Annotated in this window: 13 protein-coding genes; 5 read left to right on the top strand and 8 right to left on the bottom strand. The window is 64.7% G+C overall.

The window, feature by feature from the left end; genetic code table 11:
* Window positions 1–84 precede the first annotated feature (84 nt).
* From F9K07_RS13275 to F9K07_RS13265, 3 genes are all read right to left on the bottom strand, one after another.
* The gene (locus tag F9K07_RS13275; RefSeq protein ID WP_159593800.1) at window positions 85–459 is read right to left on the bottom strand and encodes an ArsR/SmtB family transcription factor; all 375 of its coding nucleotides are present in this window, start codon (window positions 457–459) and stop codon (window positions 85–87) included.
* Between the two features lie 107 nt (window positions 460–566).
* Window positions 567–2,468, bottom strand: a complete 1,902-nt coding sequence (locus F9K07_RS13270; protein WP_159593798.1) for a propionate--CoA ligase — start codon at window positions 2,466–2,468, stop codon at window positions 567–569.
* A gap of 109 nt (window positions 2,469–2,577) precedes the next feature.
* Window positions 2,578–3,180: an isochorismatase family protein gene (locus F9K07_RS13265; RefSeq protein WP_159593796.1), complete on the bottom strand. Its 603-nt coding sequence runs from the start codon at window positions 3,178–3,180 to the stop codon at window positions 2,578–2,580.
* Window positions 3,181–3,360: 180 nt separating this feature from the next.
* Here F9K07_RS13265 and F9K07_RS13260 point away from each other — a divergent pair, with 180 nt between their 5' ends.
* Complete coding sequence (locus F9K07_RS13260; protein WP_159593794.1) at window positions 3,361–3,918, top strand: C40 family peptidase; 558 nt, start codon at window positions 3,361–3,363, stop codon at window positions 3,916–3,918.
* A 124-nt stretch (window positions 3,919–4,042) separates the two neighbouring features.
* On the top strand, window positions 4,043–4,837 hold the full coding sequence (locus F9K07_RS13255) for a TIGR04325 family methyltransferase (RefSeq protein ID WP_159596922.1): 795 nt from the start codon (window positions 4,043–4,045) through the stop codon (window positions 4,835–4,837).
* Window positions 4,838–4,867: 30 nt separating this feature from the next.
* On the opposite strand, the gene F9K07_RS13250 is transcribed toward F9K07_RS13255, so the two are convergent.
* Both F9K07_RS13250 and F9K07_RS13245 read right to left on the bottom strand, forming a co-directional pair.
* Entirely contained in the window at window positions 4,868–5,848 is a 981-nt protein-coding gene (locus tag F9K07_RS13250; RefSeq protein ID WP_159593792.1) for a Bug family tripartite tricarboxylate transporter substrate binding protein, read from the bottom strand.
* Complete coding sequence (locus F9K07_RS13245) at window positions 5,845–6,771, bottom strand: LysR family transcriptional regulator (protein WP_159593790.1); 927 nt, start codon at window positions 6,769–6,771, stop codon at window positions 5,845–5,847. The genes F9K07_RS13250 and F9K07_RS13245 overlap by 4 nt, the downstream gene beginning before the upstream one ends.
* Window positions 6,772–6,869: 98 nt before the next feature.
* Between F9K07_RS13245 and F9K07_RS13240 the strand changes: the two genes are divergently transcribed.
* Window positions 6,870–8,231 (top strand): alpha/beta hydrolase family protein, encoded by a 1,362-nt coding sequence (locus F9K07_RS13240; RefSeq protein ID WP_236581947.1) that lies wholly within the window; start codon window positions 6,870–6,872, stop codon window positions 8,229–8,231.
* Window positions 8,232–8,286: 55 nt separating this feature from the next.
* Here F9K07_RS13240 and lpdA read toward each other — a convergent pair whose 3' ends face one another.
* Genes lpdA through aceE form a run of 3 tightly spaced genes read right to left on the bottom strand, consistent with a single transcriptional unit; the run spans window position 8,287 to window position 14,547 of the window.
* Complete coding sequence (gene lpdA / locus F9K07_RS13235) at window positions 8,287–10,140, bottom strand: dihydrolipoyl dehydrogenase (protein WP_159593788.1); 1,854 nt, start codon at window positions 10,138–10,140, stop codon at window positions 8,287–8,289.
* 9 nt (window positions 10,141–10,149) lie between these two features.
* Window positions 10,150–11,820, bottom strand: a complete 1,671-nt coding sequence (gene aceF / locus F9K07_RS13230; protein WP_159593786.1) for a dihydrolipoyllysine-residue acetyltransferase — start codon at window positions 11,818–11,820, stop codon at window positions 10,150–10,152.
* 15 nt (window positions 11,821–11,835) lie between these two features.
* Complete coding sequence (aceE, locus tag F9K07_RS13225; protein ID WP_159593784.1) at window positions 11,836–14,547, bottom strand: pyruvate dehydrogenase (acetyl-transferring), homodimeric type; 2,712 nt, start codon at window positions 14,545–14,547, stop codon at window positions 11,836–11,838.
* A 191-nt stretch (window positions 14,548–14,738) separates the two neighbouring features.
* On the opposite strand from aceE, the gene F9K07_RS13220 reads away from it, so the two are divergent.
* Together F9K07_RS13220 and F9K07_RS13215 are read left to right on the top strand one after the other, a co-directional pair.
* Window positions 14,739–17,294, top strand: coding sequence for a PAS domain-containing sensor histidine kinase (locus F9K07_RS13220; RefSeq protein WP_159593782.1), 2,556 nt, complete (start codon window positions 14,739–14,741; stop codon window positions 17,292–17,294).
* Window positions 17,291–17,917 carry a response regulator transcription factor gene (locus F9K07_RS13215; protein WP_159593780.1) on the top strand — a complete coding sequence of 209 codons (627 nt, stop codon included), beginning with the start codon at window positions 17,291–17,293 and terminating at the stop codon, window positions 17,915–17,917. The genes F9K07_RS13220 and F9K07_RS13215 overlap by 4 nt, the downstream gene beginning before the upstream one ends.
* The last annotated feature ends 61 nt before the right edge of the window (window positions 17,918–17,978 follow it).

Below are 17,978 nucleotides of genomic sequence, written 5' to 3'. Positions count from 1 at the left end.
CGACAGTGACTGTGGAAGGACCTGACTGCAGCGGGCGATTGTGCCACCGTCGCGATGCCCTCGTGCAACAAGATGCGACTTCCGTCAGGAAGAAGCGCGGGGCGAGAGCCGCTCGGAGGCCGGCACGGAACTGGGCTCGTCCATCTCGATTGCGATCTGCGTGCACACCGTGCGGCACAGCGTGACCGCCTTTTCGCTTTGCACACGGTAGATCACCTGCGTGCCTTCCTTGCGCTTGGCCAGCACACCGGCCCTGTAGAGCAGGTTCAGGTGCTGCGACAAATTGGGCTGCGTCGTGTCGATTTCCTGCAACAGCTGGGAGACGGACTTTTCCGTGTCACAGAGCGCGCTCAGGATGCGCAGCCGCATGGGGGTGGCGAGCACCCCGAAGAGCTCGGCCGCGAGCTCGAACACGCGGACTTTTTCCACCTGGCCTTCGGACGCGATCATTTGTTCCATGGCTTGTGTCGCTCGTGTGAATATAAGCATGAATGATACTTACATCGAACCCACGCGGCCATCGTCCGCGAGCGAAATCAGCCCCGCTCTCGGGGTGAGCCCGCCCCTCAGCGGAATGAGTCGCTGATCTGTTGTAGCGCGCTGGGATCGTCCATGGTCGTGAGGTCCCCCGGGTCGCGGCCTTCGCACACCGCCTGGATGGCGCGGCGCAACAATTTCCCGCTGCGCGTCTTGGGCAGCAAGGTCACGAAACGCACCCGCGACGGACGCGCCACCGCGCCGAGCTGCTCGTCCACGCGTTTCATGATCTCGCCCTCCAGCTTCAGGCGGCTGGACTCATCACCCAGCGCCGAAGCGTCCTTGGCGACCACAAAGGCCATGGCAACCTGCCCCTTGAGCGTGTCTGCGACGCCCACCACTGCAACCTCGGCCACATTGGCATGGCTGGAGATGCTCTCTTCGATCTCGCGCGTGCCCAGGCGGTGGCCGGCGACGTTGATCACGTCATCGGTGCGCCCCAGGATGTAGAAATAGCCGTCGTCGTCGCGAATGCCCCAATCGAACGTGCTGTAGACCAGCCTGTCGGGAATGCTTTTCCAGTACGTCTGGACGAATCGCGCGTCGTCCTTCCACACCGTCTGCATGAAGCCCGGTGGCGTCGGCCCGTCGATCACGACCACACCCTTTTGATTCGCACCGGTCAGCTCTTCACCGGTCGACTCGTGCAGCAGCTTGACGTTGTAGCCGTACATGGGCACACCCGGGCTGCCGAACTTGCTGGGCTTCTTCTCCACGCCATTGGCAATGGTCAGGATCGGCCAGCCGCTCTCGGTCTGCCAGTAGTTGTCGATGATGGGCACACCCAGGCTCTCGCTGATCCAGCGCGCGGTCGGCTCGTCCAGCGGCTCGCCCGCGAGGAACAAGCTTTTGAGGCTGGAGAGGTCGTACTGCTTCAGATAGGCCGGGTCCTGCTTCTTGAGCACGCGCACCGCCGTGGGCGCGCTGAACATCACCGAGACCTTGTACTTTTCGACCAAGCGCCACCAGATGCCGCCGTCGGGCCGGATCGGCAGGCCTTCGTACAGGATGGTCGCCATGCCGGCGATCAGCGGGCCGTAGACGATGTAGCTGTGGCCCACGACCCAGCCGATGTCACTGGTGGAGAAAAAAGTTTCGCCAGGTTGCCCCATGAAGATGTGCTTCATGCTCGCGGCCAGCGCCACCAGATAGCCGCCAGTGTCGCGCTGCACGCCCTTGGGCTTGCCCGTGGTACCGCTGGTGTAGATGGTGTAACTGATGGCGGTCGCGTCGAGCCACTCGCACGGCACCTGGTCGTTCAGATGCCGATCGCGCAGCGCGGCGTAGTCGTGGTCGCGCCCCGCGCTCAGGTCCATGGGCGCCAGGCCCCGGTTGACCAGGACCACCGAAGCCGGCTTGTGGCGGGAGAGGCGAATGGCCTCGTCCAGCAGGGGCTTGTAGGGCACCACCTTGCCGCCGCGCGAACCCGCGTCCGCGCTCACGATCACCACCGGTTCCGCGTCGTCGATGCGGTTGGCCAGCGAATGGCTGGCAAAGCCGCCGAACACCACCGAATGGATGGCCCCGATGCGCGCGCAGGCCAGCATGGCGAAGGTCGCCTCGGGGATCATGGGCATGTAGATCAACACCCGATCGCCCTTCTTTACCCCCTGCCCCAGCAGTACCGCCGCCATGCGTTGCACCTCGGTATGCAACTCGCGAAAACTGTAGGTGCGTTCGACCTCGACCTCGGTCGACACGTAGATCAAGGCGGGTTGGTCGGCACGCGCTGGCAGGTGCCGGTCCACGGCGTTGTGGCACAGGTTGGTTGATCCGCCCTCGAACCAGTGAACAAAGGGGGGCTGGTCGGCGTTGCACACGCGGTCGAACGGCTTGTGCCAATCCACGAGCGCGGCCTGCTCGCTCCAGAACGCGTCGCGGTCTTCGATGGAGCGGCGGTAAAACTCGGCGTAGCCTTCAGGCTTGCTCATGGTGTGTCCTTCGGGGCGTCGTTCGGTTGAATCTGAATTCATAATTATTGTCAGACAGCTTTCGGCAGCCTGACACCGCGGGGCACGCCGAAAACGCCCCGCAGACGTTTCACTTGATCAAGGCCTGCACGTCGCGAAACGCCGGGTGATCGGCGGTGCGCAGCCACTCGAAGGCCACCATCTCGGTGGTCACCAGCTCGGCGCCCGCGCCCGCCAGCCGGTCAAACGCGGCATCGCGGTTGCGCTCGGTGCGCGAGCTGCAGGCGTCCGTCACGACCCAGACGTCGAACTCCTGTTCGATCAGCTCCAGCGCCGTCTGCAGCAGGCAGACGTGCGCCTCGCACCCCGCCACCACCACGGTCTGGCGTTCGACAACCGACTCGGCCGCCGCTTTTTGCAGGTGTTTGGGCAGGCTGCGCGCATTCCCTCCTTGCTTGACGGGTGGCCGCAACCACTCGACCAAGCCTTCAGAAGCCGCGCTGAACGCCATCTTGGACAAGGTCTTCTGGCACAACCCACGCAGTTCGGCGGCGTTGGATCCGAGTTTCTCCGGGTTCTGTTCGGTGCCGAAGGTGGGCACGCGCAGCAGTTGCGCCGTGCGCGCCAGCCGCAAGGCATTGGCCAGCACCAGCGGGGCTTCAAAGATCACAGGCATCAGGAGGGCTTGGTAGTCCACCAGCACGAGTTGGGAATCGGTTGCATCCAGCAGCATGGTTTTTTCTTTCACATCGGCGGGTTCGAGGTAGCCCCGATTCTGGCAGTGTCGCGCAGGGCGACGAACGCGCGATCGCTCCGGACCGATGGCACCTGACCCGAAACCCCATGTAAATCAAAGGGTTGCCTTCCAAATCTCGCTTGACTTCAAGCAGCGACGCCGATACCCTCGGCCGCTATGTCGCGTTGGGCACCCCTTCTTCTGTTGAGCTTTTCGGTCATGGCACACGCCGCGCCGGGCAACTCAGCTTATGAAGACATGGACAACCTGCTCAACGAGAAAGGCCTGATGGCTCGTCTCGGCCATCAAGTGCAACAGGCGCGAGACACCGTGAGCGAGCAAGCGTCCAGTCTGGTCATCAACGCCATGGCCTTCCTCGACGTGCCCTACCTCTACGGGGGCAACAGCGCCGAAACCGGCTTCGATTGCAGCGGTTTCGTACGCGCCGTCTACGAACAATCGCTGGGCAAGATCCTGCCGCGCCGTTCGGACGAGCAAGCCGCAGCCACCCAGACCATTGACCGCAACGATCTCAAACCCGGCGACCTGGTGTTCTTCAACACCATGCGCCGCGCCTTCAGCCACGTGGGCATCTACGTGGGTGACGGCAAATTCATCCACTCCCCGCGCAGCGGTGCGCAGGTGCGAATGGAAGACATGCGCATGGCCTATTGGAACAAGCGTTTCAATGGTGCGCGGCGCGTGCCGCTGCAGGCGGGCGAGACCTCCCGCTGAGGCGGATCGGCAGTGCCGTTGGCGCCTTTGCCGGCTGTGCAGACAGCGCCCCCCTAGAATCACCCGGCAATCCCGCGCCCAACACAGACGCCAACGAGAGGGAAAAATGACCTGGGTGAACACGATGCATCAGGCGATCAACCGCCTGGACAAGCTGCCGGTCCTGCGCAACATCAGCCAAAGCGCCCATCGGCAACGGTTTCTCAAGAACGTCGATCAAAACCTCTTCATGGGGGTCTACGACACGTTCGAAGCGGCGGCAGCGAGTGCCCCGCCCAGCCTGCACCTGGGCTACGACAACGAGGAATCTGCGAACATCGCCTATGTAAGCGCCATCAGCCCGCGGGACTATCCTGCCATGTTCTGGCTGCTTCGGTCCCTGGGGGATGGCATGCGGACCTTCTTTGATCTAGGCGGCCACACGGGCGTGAAGTACTACGCCTTTCGCCGTGCGATCGGATTCCCGCCGGACATCCGTTGGACCGTGTGCGATGTGCCAGCGGTTGTGGTCCGAGGCCGCGAACTGGCGCAAGCGCGCGCGCCCGAGGGTTCCTTGCACTTCACCGACCGGTATGAAGATCTCGATGGCCAGGACGTGCTGTTTGCTTCGGGCAGTCTGCAGTACCTCCCCTTGACCTTGTCGGACATGCTCAAAGGCCTGCGCCGCATGCCGCGCCGCGTTGTGGTCAACACCACACCCATTCACGAGACACAATCGTTTTTCACACTCAACAGCATTGGTACTGCCTTCTGCCCCTACCGTGTGCAGGCCCGCGAAACTTTCGTGGAATCGGTTACCGCGCTGGGCTATCTCAAGCGCGACGCCTGGGACAACCTGGGCAAAGGCATGGTAATTCCTGATGCGCAAGGGATGGACGTCGAGTCGTACTCGGGTTTCTGCTTCGATTTGAAAGACTGAGCTCCCTTCTGCCGGATGCTGGCAATCGCGTCACTCAAGGCGAATGCGGACGCTCTTGAGAGCTCGGTTGCTGCGCCATTGCGCATGGATGCGGCGCACGAAAGCAGCCCTGTCACCGACGGCGGGTAGATTGTCCGAATTCAGCAGGCGTTCCTGGATCGCCGGCGTATGAGTCGCCGCATTGATCTCCCTGTTCAAGCGGTCCAACACCTCCAGCGAGGTACCACCCGGCGCAAACAAGCCGAAGAGAGAGGTGATGTTCGCCTGCGGCAGACCGAGCTCGGCAAACGTCGGCACCTGCGGCAACACATCCAGACGGTGCGGCGCACCGACCGCCAGCGCCTTGAAACGCCCAGCGCGGACGTGGCTCAACTGCGCAGGCGCCACATTGGTGGACAGAAGCTCGAACTGCCCGCCCAGCGCATCGTTGAGCTGCTGGCCACCTCCCTTGTAGGGCACGTGCGTCACCGCGATACCCGCGCCCCACTGCACTTGCTCCAGCACCAGATGACCGGCCGTGGCCACGCCGGACGTGGCCCAGCGCAAAACGCTCGGATGGGCCCGCGCTTGCGCCAGGACGTCGGAAAAATCGCGCCCGGTGAACGCGGGCGTGCCCACCAGCAGCACCGGGGTGAACATGACGCTGGCCACAGGCGCGATATCGCGCAAAGGGTCGTACGCCACAGGCCCCAGATGCGGCCGAAGCGTGAGCGGGCTGATTGCCGAGAAAGCCAGGGTGTGTCCATCTGCGGGGGCGCGCGCCAGCGCTTGCAGGCCCACGCTGCCACCGTCACCACCGCGGTTCTCCACCCGCACCGGCACGCCGAGCTGCCATACCAGACGCTCGGCCAATGAGCGCGCAATGCCATCGCTGAGCCCGCCCGGTGGGTACACCACGATGATGCGCAGAGCTTGGGAGGGCCACACGGCTTGCGCCGTGGCGGGCCACGGGCGACTAGCACCCGCCAGCGCGAGCATCGCCGCCAACGCTTGCCTGCGGGAGGGTCTCATGCGGTCCGCCCGCGTCTCGGGCGTGGTTGTGCCTTGCGCGCGGTGTCGCGCGCGATCTTCAGGAAATGCGCGGCCGGGCCCGTGGCGTCGGCCGTGCGGTAGACCAGGGTGAGCGGCGCGTCCAGCGGCGTACCGTCGGCCAGCGGCAGATAGACCACCGCATGTGGATGCAACCCGCGCATGGAGGCGGGCACCACCGCGATGCCCGCACCCGCGGCCACCAGGTTGAGGCTCGTCACCATGCGCTCCACCTCGGCCGCGATGCGCGGGCGAAAACCCTGCGCCTCGCAGAGCGCGAGGAGATTGGCATACAGCCCGGGGGCGCCGGGTTGGCGCACCAGAATGAAGGCATCTTCGTGCAGATCCGACAGCACCAATGAGCGTCTGCCTGCGAACGCATGGTCCACGGGCAAGGCCACCAGCACCGGTTCGCGCAGCAAGACCTCGAAGGTGAGGTTCTCCGGCTGAGAGACCGGCACGCGGATCAATCCGCAATGCAGGCGCCCGGCCTCGACCGCCGCCGTGATGCCGGCCGCGTGGTCTTCGCGGATCGACAGCGCGATACCCGGCCAGGCCCGGCGGCAGGCGCGCAAGGCTTCGGGCGTGAAGGCGTGGGCCGCCGCTGAGCTGGTGAAACCCACGTGCAGCACGCCCAGCTCGCCTCGCGCCACGCGGGCCATGCGCTGCTCCATGGCGGCCATGTCGTCCAGCAACTGGCGCGCTTCGATCTCGAACAAACGCCCTGCATCGGTCAAGGTCACGCCCTTGGGATGGCGGTGGAACAGGGCCACGCCCAACGCGGCCTCCAGCGCCTTGATCTGCAGGCTCAGCGGCGGCTGCTGGATGCCCAGGCGCTCGGCCGCGCGCGTCATGTGGCCGGCCTCGGCCACCGCCATGAAGTAACGCAGGTGCCGGATCTCCATATCTTCAACGTATCGAAAGTGGCGTTTCAGTATATTTGACCCAGGGTGAATGCAGGCCTATCGTGCGATGGATCCGAACACCACGAAGGAGACCACCAGTGCGCATCCACCCTCTCGCCTGCTTGGCATTCTCGGCGCTGGCGCTCCACACAGCCCCAACCACCGCCCAGACACCCACCGCACCCGCGCCCCGGGCCTGCCCCAGTGAAGTGCCTGCGGGCGCGACCTGCTACACAGGCGAAGATGGGCTCGGAGGTTTCTACTGGATCGCCCTGCCCGCCCAGTGGAAGCCCGGGTCCGGTGTGCTGGTGATGCACGCGCACGGCGGCCCTGCCGACACCGGCCCCGCCAAGCCCGAACGCAGCCAGGAAGACCTCAAGCGCTGGGCCGTCACGGTCAAGGCCGGCTACGCCTGGGCAGGCGCCTCGTACCGCCGAGGCGGTTTCGGCGTGAGCATGGCAGCGGAAGACACCGAGCGCTTGCGCCGTCACTTCGTGGCCCACTTTGGACCACCACGCCGCACCATCCTGCACGGGCAAAGTTATGGCGGATCGGTCGCGGCCAAGGGTGCGGAGCTGTATGCCACTGCAAGCGGCCCCGGCGGCACCGTCAAAGGACCCTACGACGGCGTGCTGCTCACCAGCGGCATGCTGGGCGGCGGCACCAGCACCTACAACTTCCGCATCGACCTGCGCGTGGTCTACCAATACGTCTGCAAGAACCACCCCATGCCGGACGAGCCGCAGTACCCGCTGTGGCAAGGCCTGCCGATGGACGCCAAGCTCACGCGCGCCGAACTGGCCAACCGGGTGGACGAATGCACGGGTGTGCGCAAGCCCGCAGCGCAACGCACCGAGCAGCAGAGGGCCAACCTGGCCAACATCGTCAACGTGATCCGCATCCCGGAACGCTCGTTGATCGCCCACCTGAACTGGGCCACCTGGCTGTTCCGCGATCTCACGCAGTTGCGGCTGGGCAACCGCAATCCTTTCACCACCGCGGGCGTGCAATACAGGGGGTCGACGGACGACGCCGCGCTCAACGCCGGCGTGCTGCGCTACACCGCCGACCCGGCCGCCGTGGCCGAACTGGCGAAAGACAGCGACCCGACCGGGCGCATCCATATGCCGGTGTTGTCGTTGCATGCGATCAACGACCCCACCGCCTTTGTCGAACTGGAGTCGAGCTACCGCGACACGCTGGAGCGCGCAGGCACGGGCCATCTGCTGGTGCAGAACTTCAGCGACGAATCCGAGCACAGCTACCTGAGCGATCCGCAGTACCCGGCCCTGTTCACCGCGCTGTTGAACTGGATCGACAAGAACGACAAGCCCACGCCGCAGAAAGTGGCAGCGCTGTGCAAAGGCTACGAGGCTGCGTACGGCGACACGTGCAAGCTGCTGCCGGACTACCGCAGCCCTCCCATCGCCAGCCGCGTTGCGCCGCGTCCAGTACCTTGAAGAAAAAAGGCCACCCGCCTGAGAAGGCGGGTGGCCTTTGTAGGAGCATCGTGGCCTACTTGCGCTGAGGCGGCACGTCGGTGCAGGAGCCGTGGGCGATCTCGGCGGCCATGCCGATGCTCTCGCCCAGCGTGGGGTGCGGGTGGATGGTCTTGCCAATGTCCACCGCGTCCGCGCCCATCTCGATGGCCAGGGCGATCTCGCCGATCATGTCGCCCGCGTGCGTGCCCACCATGCCACCCCCCAGGATCCGGCCGTGCCCGTGGGCCTCGGGCGAGTCGTCGAACAGCAGCTTGGTCACGCCCTCGTCGCGCCCGTTGGCAATGGCACGCCCCGACGCCGTCCAGGGGAACAAGCCCTTCTTCACCTTGATGCCTTGCGCCTTGGCCTGGTCCTCGGTCAAGCCCACCCAGGCCACTTCCGGATCGGTGTAGGCCACGCTGGGGATCACCCGCGCGTTGAACGCCGCGCTGGCCAGCTCCTGGTTGCCTTGCAGTTCGCCAGCGATCACCTCGGCGGCCACGTGCGCCTCGTGCACCGCCTTGTGCGCCAGCATCGGCTGGCCCACGATGTCGCCGATGGCGAAGATGTTCGGCACGTTGGTGCGCATCTGGATGTCGACGTTGATGAAGCCACGGTCCGACACCGCCACACCGGCCTTCTCCGCGCCGATCTTCTTGCCGTTGGGCGTGCGGCCCACGGCCTGCAGCACGAGGTCGTAGGTCTGTGGTTCGGGCGCCTTGCCGCCCTCTTCGGCGGCGGCAAACGTCACTTCGATGCCCGCCGGCGTGGCCTTCGCGCCCACCGTCTTGGTCTTCAACATGATGTTGTCGAAGCGCTTGGCGTTCATCTTCTGCCAGATCTTCACCAGGTCACGGTCGGCGCCCTGCATCAGGCCATCGAGCATTTCCACCACGTCCAGGCGCGCGCCCAGCGTGCTGTACACCGTGCCCATTTCCAAGCCGATGATGCCGCCACCCAGGATCAGCATGCGCTTGGGCACTTCCTTGAGTTCGAGCGCGCCGGTGCTGTCGACCACGCGGGGATCGTCGGGCATGAAGGGCAGGCGCACGGCTTGCGAGCCGGCGGCAATGATGGCTTTCTTGAAGGCGATGACCTGCTTCTTGCCGGTTTTCTCCTGGCCTTTGGCACCGTTGGTTTCCTCCACTTCGAGGTGGTTGGCTCCGACAAAGCTGCCCACGCCGCGCACGGTGGTGACCTTGCGCATCTTGGCCATCGCCGCCAGCCCGCCGGTGAGTTTGCCGATGACCTTTTCCTTGTGGCCGCGCAGCTTCTCGATGTTGACCACCGGTCGGCCGAATTCGACACCCAGATCGGCCATGTGGCTCACCTCGTCCATCACCGCGGCCACGTGCAGCAGCGCCTTGGAAGGGATGCAGCCCACGTTGAGGCAGACGCCGCCCAGCGTGGCGTAGCGCTCCACCAGCACGACCTTGAGCCCCAGGTCGGCCGCGCGGAAGGCCGCGCTGTAACCGCCCGGGCCGCCACCGAGCACGAGCACGTCGCATTCGAGGTCGGCACTGCCGGCGAAGCTGGCGGCGGTCGGCGCGGGCGCAGGGCTCCCTCCCCCGCTGGGGGCGGGTTGGGGTGGGGGTACGGGAGCCGCAGCGGCCGTCGGCGCGGCAGGTGCCGCCGCAGCCGCGCCCGCACCCTCGGCCTCCAGCGTGAGCACCACACTGCCCTGCTTGACCTTGTCGCCCAGCTTGACCTTGAGCTCCTTGACCACACCACCTTGCGACGATGGTATCTCCATGGAGGCCTTGTCGGACTCCACCGTGATCAGGCTTTGCTCTGCCTTGACCGTGTCACCGGCTTTCACCAGCAACTCAATCACAGACACTTCGTCAAAATCACCGATATCGGGAACTTGAATGTCGATCGTTGCCATCGTCATTCCTTAGAGCAAGACGCGACGGAAGTCGCTGAGGATCTGGCCGAGATACGCATTGAAGCGTGCCGCCGCCGCCCCATCGATCACGCGGTGGTCCCAGGTGAGCGAAAGCGGCAGCATCAGGCGCGGCTGGAACACCTTGCCATCCCACACCGGCTCCATCTGGCTCTTGCACACACCCAGGATGGCCACTTCGGGCGCGTTGATGATGGGCGTGAAGTAGCGCCCACCGATGCCGCCCAGGCTGGAGATGGTGAAGGTCGCTCCGCTCATCTCGGCCGGGCTGAGCTTGCCTTCGCGCGCCTTCTTGGCCAGTTCGCCCATTTCCTGGCTGATCTGCAGCACGCCTTTCTTGTCCGCGTCCTTGAGCACCGGCACCATCAGCCCGTTGGGCGTGTCGGCCGCAAAGCCGATATGCCAGTACTGCTTGAGCACCAAGGCATCGCCGTCGAGCGAGCTGTTGAACTCGGGGAATTTCTTGAGCGCGGCCACGCAGGCCTTGATCAGGAAGGCCAGCATCGTCACCTTGATGCCGCTCTTCTCGTTTTCCTTGTTGGTCGACACCCGGAAGGTTTCGAGTTCGGTGATGTCGGCGTCGTCGTGGTTGGTGACCGCCGGGATCATCACCGCGTTGCGCAGCAGGTTGGCGCCGCTGATCTTCTTGATGCGCCCCAGTTCCTTGCGCTCGATCGGGCCGAACTTGGCAAAGTCGACCTTGGGCCAGGGGATCAGGCCCAGGGCCGCGCCATCGGCACCACCGCCGGCCGGCGCCTTGGCCGCCTGCGCCCTGGTCTGCGCGGCCCCGCCCATCACGGCTTTGGTGAAGTTCTGGATGTCCTCGAGCACGATGCGGCCCTTGGGCCCACTGCCTTTGATCTCGTCCAGCGGCACGCCGAGCTCGCGCGCGAATTTGCGCACCGAGGGTGAGGCGTGCGGCAGGCCGACGGCGATGGCCGTCGGGTTGTGCGCGGGGGCGGCCGCAGGCGCTGCGGCTTGCGGTGCGGGTTCCGTTGTCGGTGCCGCCGCTGCAGGGGCCGCCGATACGGGAGCAGCAGCCGCTGGCGCCGGCGTGGGTGCTGCCGCAGCACCTTCCACGATCGCGATCAGGTCACCGATGTTGATCTTGTCGCCCACCTGGACCTTGAGCTCCTTGAGCACACCGGCCGCGCTCGACGGGATCTCCATCGACGCCTTGTCGGACTCCACCGTGATCAGCGATTGCTCCACCTTCACCGTGTCACCGGGTTTGACCAGCAGCTCGATCACCGCCACGTCCTTGAAGTCGCCGATGTCGGGGACCTTGACGTCGACCGGGCCGGCCGCAGCAGGTGCCGGGGCCGGGGCCGACGCAGGGGCCGCAGCAGCGGCAGGCGCAACAGCCGGAGCTGCCTGAGCGGGGGCAGCGGCGGGCGCTGGTGCAGGGGCCGCAGCCGCTTCACCCGCAGCCTCCAGCACCAAGACCACCGAGCCCTGCTTCACCTTGTCACCGATCGCGACCTTGAGCTCCTTGACCACGCCGGCCGCGCTCGACGGAATCTCCATCGAGGCCTTGTCCGACTCCACCGTGATCAGCGACTGCTCGGCCTTGACCGTGTCACCCACCTTCACCAGCAGTTCGATGACCGCCACCTCGTCGAAGTCCCCGATGTCGGGCACTTGCACATCAATCGTTGCCATGTCGTTGTCTCCGGATTAGGCGTAGAGCGGGTTCACTTTGTCGGCGTTGATGCCGTACTTCTTGATCGCCTCGGCCACCTTGGCCACCGGCACCTTGCCGTCCTCGCTCAGCGCCTTGAGCGCGGCCAGGACGATGTAATGGCGGTTGATCTCGAAGTGCTCGCGCAGCTTGCTGCGGAAATCGCTGCGGCCGAAGCCATCGGTGCCCAGCACCTTGTAGGTGCGGTCCTTGGGAATGAAGGGGCGGATCTGTTCCGCGTAGTTCTTCATGTAGTCGGTGGAGGCCACCACCGGGCCGGTGGTGGCGCTCAACTGCTGCGCCACGAACGGCACGCGCGCGGTCTCGGTGGGGTGCAGCAGGTTCCAGCGTTCGGCGTCCTGGCCGTCGCGGGCCAGCTCGTTGAAGCTCGGGCAGCTCCACACGCCGGCGCTCACGCCCCAGTCTTTCTCCAGCAGTTCCTGCGCGGCGATGCTTTCGCGCAGGATGGTGCCGCTGCCCAACAGCTGAACCGCCGGCGCGTCCTTCTTGAGCGCGGGCGCCTGCTTGCAGTAATACATGCCCTTGATGATCTGCTCCTCCGTGCCCGGCTGAAGGCCCGGCATGGCGTAGTTCTCGTTGAGCAGCGTCAGGTAATAGAAAACGTTTTCCTGCTTCTCGACCATGCGCTTCAAGCCGTGGTGCAGGATCACACCGACCTCGTGCGCGAAGGTGGGGTCGTAGCTGATGCAGTTCGGGATCGTGCCGGCCAGGATGTGGCTGTGGCCGTCTTCGTGCTGCAGGCCTTCGCCGTTGAGCGTGGTGCGGCCCGAGGTGCCGCCCAGCAGGAAGCCCCGTGCCTGCATGTCACCCGCCGCCCAGGCCAGATCGCCAATGCGCTGGAAGCCGAACATCGAGTAGTACACGTAGAACGGGATCATGATCCGGTTGTTCGTGCTGTAGCTCGTGGCCGCCGCGATCCAGCTGGCCATGCCACCGGCTTCGTTGATGCCTTCCTGCAGGATCTGGCCGCCCTTGTCTTCCTTGTAGTACATCACCTGGTCGCGATCGACCGGGGTGTAGAGCTGGCCTTTGGGGTTGTAGATGCCGATCTGGCGGAACAGGCCTTCCATGCCGAAGGTGCGCGCCTCGTCCACCAGGATGGGCACCACGCGCGGACCGAGGGCCTGGTCGCGCAACAGCTGCGTGAGGAAGCGCACGTAGGCCTGCGTGGTCGAGATTTCACGGCCTTCGGCCGTGGGCTCCAGCACCGCCTTGAACGTTTCCAGTGCTGGCACGGTAAAGCTCTCTTCGGCCTTGGGAAGGCGCTTGGGCAGGTAACCGCCCAAGGCTGCACGGCGCTCGTGCAGGTACTTCATTTCCGGCGTGTCATCGGCCGGCTTGTAATACGGGATCTCGGCCAGCTGGCTGTCCGGAATCGGGATATTGAAGCGGTCGCGGATGTACTTGATGTCTTCGTCCGACAGCTTCTTGGTCTGGTGCACGGTGTTCTTGCCTTCACCGGCCTTGCCCATGCCATAGCCCTTGACGGTCTTGACCAGCAACACAGTGGGCTGGCCCTTCTTCTCGTTGGCGGCGTGGAAGGCGGCGTACACCTTGGTCGGCTCATGGCCACCCCGGCGCAGCTCGAACACCTCTTCGTCGGTCATGTTCTCGACCAGCTTGGCGGTCTCGGGGTATTTGCCGAAGAAATTCTTGCGCACAAAGGCGCCGTCGTTGGCCTTCATGGCCTGGTAGTCGCCGTCCAGCGTTTCCATCATGAGCTGCTTGAGCTTGCCGCTCTTGTCGCGCGCGAGCAAAGTGTCCCAGCCATTGCCCCAGAGCAGCTTGATCACGTTCCAGCCACTGCCGCGGAATTCGCTTTCGAGCTCCTGCACGATCTTGCCGTTGCCGCGCACCGGGCCGTCCAGACGCTGCAGATTGCAGTTGACGACGAAGACCAGGTTGTCGAGGTTCTCGCGCGCGGCCAGGCCGATGGCGCCCAGCGACTCGGGTTCGTCCATTTCACCGTCGCCGCAGAACACCCAGACCTTGCGGTCGGCGGTGTCGGCAATGCCACGGGCATGCAAGTACTTGAGAAAGCGCGCCTGGTAAATCGCCATCAGCGGGCCCAGGCCCATCGACACCGTGGGGAACTGCCAGAACTCGGGCATCAGCTTGGGGTGCGGGTAGCTGGAGAGGCCCTTGCCGTCTACTTCCTGCCGGAAGTTGTCGAGCTGCTCTTCGGTGAGGCGGCCTTCGAGGTAGGCGCGAGCGTAGATGCCGGGCGAGCTGTGGCCCTGAATGTAGAGCAGGTCCCCGCCATGCTTTTCATTCGCGGCATGCCAGAAGTGGTTGAACCCGGCGCCGAACATGCTGGCCACCGAGGCAAACGAGCCGATGTGGCCACCCAGGTCGCCACCGTCGGCCGGATTCAGGCGGTTGGCGCGCACCACCATCGCCATGGCGTTCCAGCGCATGTAGGCGCGCAGGCGCTTTTCGATCGCGATGTTTCCCGGGCAGCTCGCCTCCTGGTCCACCTCAATGGTGTTCACGTAGCCGGTATTGGCCGAGAACGGCATATCGATGCTGTGCTGACGGGCTTCTTCCAGCAAGTTTTCCAACAGAAAGTGCGCGCGCTCAGGCCCTTCCTTTTCAATCACGGCGGCCAGCGCCTCCGTCCATTCACGGGTTTCCTGGGCATCGGCATCCGTGGCGCCACGGCCATTCAGAGCGTCGTTCGCTGACATGGGTTGTCTCCTGGTAGTTGCACTTGGGTTTGCGGAGGGCTCTCCACAGTGTCGCGGATTTTTCCACAAAAAGTGGCTGTTTTCAACATATGCGCACACGTTTCGCATTATAAAAATAAGAGCGAAACGGAAGAGACATATCAAGCGCGACAAACGTTCGAGAGTGCCTGCTCACGTAGACTCCCCGGTTGATGATTCTCCAACCCCTCAACCCCTCGTCGTCTACACCACAGGCCCAGGCGGTCTGGTGGAAACGCTGGTGGCGGCGCCTGCCGCCATCCCGCCAGGATCGCTTCGCCACGCTCGGCCCCTTGCTCGCCGTGCTGCTCTTCCTCTCGGCCATCGTCGTGGCTATCACTTACCTGCGCTACGAGGAACTGGAACGCGAACAGGAGGCGGTGACCCGTGACGTCGAATACGCCCAGCAACGCCTGCGCCTGCGTCTGCTGGAGCGGCAGGAACAGCTCATGCGTCTGGCCCGCGAGGTGGGCAACAAAGAGATCGAGATCGAGGAATTCGAGTTCCAGGTGGAGTCCCTGGTCAGCCAATTCCCGGAGATGCTTGCGATCAGTTGGGTCGATGCACGGCGCAGCGTGCAGGCCAGCTATGTATCGCCCAGTGCGCCTGCGGCGCTGGTGCGCCCTGCAGGCAGCACGCTCAGCCCCGGCGAAACCGATGGTTCTTTTGAACTGGCACGCGATTTGCGCCAGCCCATCTACTCCAGGCCACTGGGCGAAGACGCGCGCAACGCCACGCTGATGCTGCATGTACCGCTGGCCGAGCAAGGCCGCTTTGCCGGCACCATCATGGGCGAATACTCGATCGACGGCCTGCTGCGCTTTGGCATTCCCCCCGAAATCATGGCGCGCTATGCCGTCGCGCTGATGGACGACCGAGGCCGGGTGTTGGCAGGCAGCCTGCAGACGCCGTCCAGCGTGTTGCGCCTGCTGCCCTGGTCCAATCCGCCGCTGGAACACGAAGTGCCGGTCTCTCCTGTGGGCAATGGCCTGCTTCTCAAGGCCCAGGGCTACCGGACGTCCCAGGACATCGTGGGCAGCGGCTTCTTCTGGGTCATCGGCGCGCTCTCGGCGCTCACGGTCTGGATGCTGCTGGGTACCTGGCGCCACACACGGCGGCGCGTGCAGGCCCAGCAGGCCCTGGTGGCCGAGACCAACTTCCGCCGTGCCATGGAGAACTCCATGCTGACCGGCATGCGCGCACTCGACATGCAGGGGCGCATCACCTACGTGAACCCCGCCTTTTGCTCCATGACCGGATGGACCGAGGGGGAACTGGTCGGCCGCACCGCGCCGTTTCCCTATTGGCCCGACACCGAACACGACCAACTCGCCGCACGCCTGGAAGATGAGCTGCGGGGTCGCTCGACCCCCGGTGGGTTCGAGGTGCACGTGAGGCGCCGCGACGGCAGCATCTTCGACGCCCGCATGTACGTCTCGCCCCTGATCGACCCCAAAGGGCATCAGACGGGGTGGATGACCTCCATGACGGACATCACCGAGCCCAAGCGCATTCGCGAAGAACTCACGGCATCGTACGAGCGCTTCACCACGGTGCTGGAAAGCCTGGATTCGGCGGTCTCCGTGGCGCCGCTGGGCAGCGATGAAATGCTGTTCGCCAACAAGATGTACCGGCTCTGGTTTGGCACGCGCGGCCAGGGCCACCGGCATCTGGTCGATCTGGCGCGCAACCAACCTTCGCCCAGCCCCGACGATGGCGACGCGGTGGACGCGTTCGCGGGCATGCCCACGGAAACACTCACCGACGCGGGATCGGAGAACGCCGAGGTGTTCGTAGAAGAACTCGACCGCTGGCTCGAGGTTCGCACGCGCTACCTCACCTGGGTCGATGGGCGCCTGGCGCAGATGGTGATCGCCAGCGACATCACGCCGCGCCGCAATGCCGAGGAGCAAGCCTCTCGCCAGGCCGAACGCGCACAAACCGCCAGCCGCCTGATCACCATGGGGGAAATGGCGTCCAGCGTGGCGCACGAGCTCAACCAGCCACTGACCGCCATCAGCAACTATTGCAATGGCATGATCTCGCGCGTGTCCGAGCAGCGCATCAGCACGGACGAACTGCTCGGCGCGCTGGAGAAGACCGCGCGCCAGGCACAACGCGCAGGCCAGATCATTCAGCGCATTCGGGCTTTCGTGAAACGCAGCGAGCCCAACCCGACACTGTCGGACGTGGCCCAGATGGTGAGCAACGCCATCGAACTCGCGGAGATCGAACTGCGCCGCCATCAGGTGCGCCTCTCGCCCTACGTGGCCGCGCGCCTGCCCCCCCTCATCGTGGACCCGATCCTGATCGAGCAGGTGCTGATCAACCTGCTCAAGAACGCGGGCGAAGCCATTGCTCAGGCCGGTCGGGCACCGGGTGAGCGCTACGTGGAGTTGCGTGTCGGGCCGCGGCGGCTGGACGACGAGGACGTGGTCGAGTTCTCGGTGCGCGATTCGGGCAATGGCGTGCCCGACGAAATGATCGAGCGCATCTACGAAGCCTTCTACAGCACCAAGAGCGAAGGCATGGGCATCGGCCTCAAGCTGTGCCGCAGCATCGTCGAGTCGCACCATGGGCGGATGCAAGTTCAGAACATCTACAATGGCGAAGAGGTGGTGGGCTGTTGCTTCAGTTTCTGGATACCGGTCGTCTCGCGGCTGCACATCCAGAACATGTCGAATGAGCCCTCCATGGAGTCGCTGACGGACACTGAAAGAGCGCGATGAGTTTGATCCCCAAAAAAGGTACCGTCTATGTCGTCGATGACGACGAGGCGGTGCGCGACTCTCTGCAATGGCTTCTCGAGGGCAAAGATTTCCGGGTCCGATGTTTCGAATCCGCCGAGGCCTTTCTCAGCCGGTACGACGCCCGGGAAGTGGCTTGCCTGATTGCCGACATCCGCATGGGTGGCATGACCGGCATGGAATTGCAGGAACGCCTGATCGAGCGCCAGTCGCCCTTGCCCATCGTGTTCATCACGGGCCATGGCGATGTTCCCATGGCGGTGGAATCCATGAAGAAGGGCGCGCTCGATTTCATCCAGAAGCCTTTCAAGGAAGACCAACTGGTCACCCTGGTCGAACGCATGCTGGAGCGCGCGCGGGACGCATTTGCCACGCACCAGCAAGCCGTCAGCCGAGACGCCCTGCTCTCCAAGCTGACCAGCCGGGAAGCACAGGTGCTCGAGCGCATCGTCGCCGGACGGCTGAACAAACAGATCGCCGACGACCTGGGTATCAGCATCAAGACGGTGGAAGCGCACCGCGCCAACATCATGGAAAAGCTCGGCGCCAATACCGTGGCCGATCTGCTCAAGATCGCGCTGGGCCAAACCCCTGCGAAGGCCTGAGCCGCAAACACCCTGCGCCCTTCCTCACAACGCCCGCCCTTCTTCGGCGGGCGTTTGCATT

The sequence above is a fragment of the Hydrogenophaga sp. BPS33 genome (genome assembly GCF_009859475.1).
Classification (GTDB): Bacteria; Pseudomonadota; Gammaproteobacteria; order Burkholderiales; family Burkholderiaceae_C; genus Hydrogenophaga.
This window is presented reverse-complemented; position numbering and strand designations above follow the sequence as displayed.

Excerpts from the sequence above, each read along its gene's own strand:
- F9K07_RS13275 (WP_159593800.1), bottom strand. The coding sequence starts at position 459 with ATGGAACAAATGATCGCGTCCGAAGGCCAGGTGGAAAAAGTCCGCGTG.
- F9K07_RS13270 (WP_159593798.1), bottom strand. The coding sequence starts at position 2,468 with ATGAGCAAGCCTGAAGGCTACGCCGAGTTTTACCGCCGCTCCATCGAA.
- F9K07_RS13265 (WP_159593796.1), bottom strand. The coding sequence starts at position 3,180 with ATGCTGCTGGATGCAACCGATTCCCAACTCGTGCTGGTGGACTACCAA.
- F9K07_RS13260 (WP_159593794.1), top strand. The coding sequence starts at position 3,361 with ATGTCGCGTTGGGCACCCCTTCTTCTGTTGAGCTTTTCGGTCATGGCA.
- F9K07_RS13255 (WP_159596922.1), top strand. The coding sequence starts at position 4,043 with ATGCATCAGGCGATCAACCGCCTGGACAAGCTGCCGGTCCTGCGCAAC.
- F9K07_RS13250 (WP_159593792.1), bottom strand. The coding sequence starts at position 5,848 with ATGAGACCCTCCCGCAGGCAAGCGTTGGCGGCGATGCTCGCGCTGGCG.
- F9K07_RS13245 (WP_159593790.1), bottom strand. The coding sequence starts at position 6,771 with ATGGAGATCCGGCACCTGCGTTACTTCATGGCGGTGGCCGAGGCCGGC.
- lpdA (WP_159593788.1), bottom strand. The coding sequence starts at position 10,140 with ATGGCAACGATCGACATTCAAGTTCCCGATATCGGTGATTTTGACGAA.
- aceF (WP_159593786.1), bottom strand. The coding sequence starts at position 11,820 with ATGGCAACGATTGATGTGCAAGTGCCCGACATCGGGGACTTCGACGAG.
- aceE (WP_159593784.1), bottom strand. The coding sequence starts at position 14,547 with ATGTCAGCGAACGACGCTCTGAATGGCCGTGGCGCCACGGATGCCGAT.
- F9K07_RS13220 (WP_159593782.1), top strand. The coding sequence starts at position 14,739 with ATGATTCTCCAACCCCTCAACCCCTCGTCGTCTACACCACAGGCCCAG.
- F9K07_RS13215 (WP_159593780.1), top strand. The coding sequence starts at position 17,291 with ATGAGTTTGATCCCCAAAAAAGGTACCGTCTATGTCGTCGATGACGAC.